General features: G+C 70.0%; 1 protein-coding gene. It reads left to right on the plus strand.

From position 1 onward, the window contains the following. Positions 1 to 273: 273 nt before the first annotated feature. Positions 274 to 1,308: an IS110 family transposase gene (locus K7G61_RS35845; RefSeq protein ID WP_225851337.1), complete on the plus strand. Its 1,035-nt coding sequence runs from the start codon at positions 274 to 276 to the stop codon at positions 1,306 to 1,308. Positions 1,309 to 1,328: the final 20 nt, after the last annotated feature.

Genomic DNA, 1,328 nt, shown 5'->3' on the forward strand with positions numbered 1-1,328 from the left:
CGCCTGACAGTGAGGATTGACCATGGCATCGCCCGGAGGTCTGACTCTCCGCCTGACTGACGCTTGGGTTGTCCTTCTGGGGAATCGTCGGCCTGCCGGGCGATGCCGCTTGGCGCGTGGCCGGCCGGGTGACTGTGACCTAATAGGAGCCTGGCCAGAGGTCCCATCACTGTCTTGTCCGTCTGCCCGACCGGCGCGTGCCCTCCCGCACGCGAGAGTTGGAAGGGCAGCACACACCAGCATGGCAGCAGACGAGATAGCCGTCACGGCGGGATCGACACCCACACCGATCTCCACCAGGCCGCGGTCATCGACGGCATCGGCCGCCACTTGGCCACTGCGCAGTTCGAGACCACCCCCGAGGGCTACCAGCGGCTTCTGGACTGGCTCCGGTCCCACGGCGACATCCTCGCCGTCGGTATCGAGGGAACCGGTGCCTACGGGGCCGAAGTCGCCCGGTTCCTCACCGCGAACGAGGTCACGGTGGTCGAGGTGGACCGTCCGGACCGCAAGGCCCGGCGGGACAACGGCAAGTCCGATCCCATCGACGCCTACGGGGCCGCGACCGCCGTGCTGTCCGGCCGGGCCGGCGGCATCCCGAAGTCCCGCAACGCAATCGTGGAAGCGATCCGGGCCCTGCGGGTGGTCCGCAAGAGCGCGGTCAAGGCCCGCACACAGACGATCAACCAGATCCGCACACTGATCGTCACCGCGCCGTCCGCGGTGCGGGACAAGCTGCGCGGGCTGTCCGCGCGGGAGCTGGTCGACACCCTGGCCCGCTCCCGCCCGAGCGGTGAACTGAACGACCCGGCCTGCGCGGTCCGCGTTGCACTACGCCGCCTCGCCCGCCGCTACCAGCAGCTCGACGAGGAGATCAAGGACGCGGACAAGGAGATCGGGCCGCTGGTCGCCCAGGCCGCCCCCAGGCTGGTCGCCCTGCCCGGCGTCGGCCCCGAGACCGCCGGGCAGCTGCTGACGAGCGCGGGCGACAACCCCGACCGGCTCCGCTCGGAAGCGTCCTTCGCCCACCTGTGCGGAGCCGCCCCGGTTCCGGCCTCCTCCGGCCGCACCCACCGCCACCGCCTCAACCGCGGCGGCGACCGCGCGGCCAACAACGCGCTCCACACCATCGTGCTGGTCCGCATGAAGTACGACCAGCGCACCCAGGAGTACGTCGCCCGACGCACCGCCGAAGGCATGGCCAAGAAGGACATCGTCCGGTGCCTGAAACGGTTCGTCGCCCGCGAGATCTACCGGCACCTACCCCATGTGACCCACCCCACCAAACCGCTCCCACAGACCGCTTGACGATCTATAGGAGCTTCCCC

Source organism: Streptomyces sp. HPF1205, assembly GCF_020400825.1.
Taxonomy (GTDB): domain Bacteria; phylum Actinomycetota; class Actinomycetes; order Streptomycetales; family Streptomycetaceae; genus Actinacidiphila.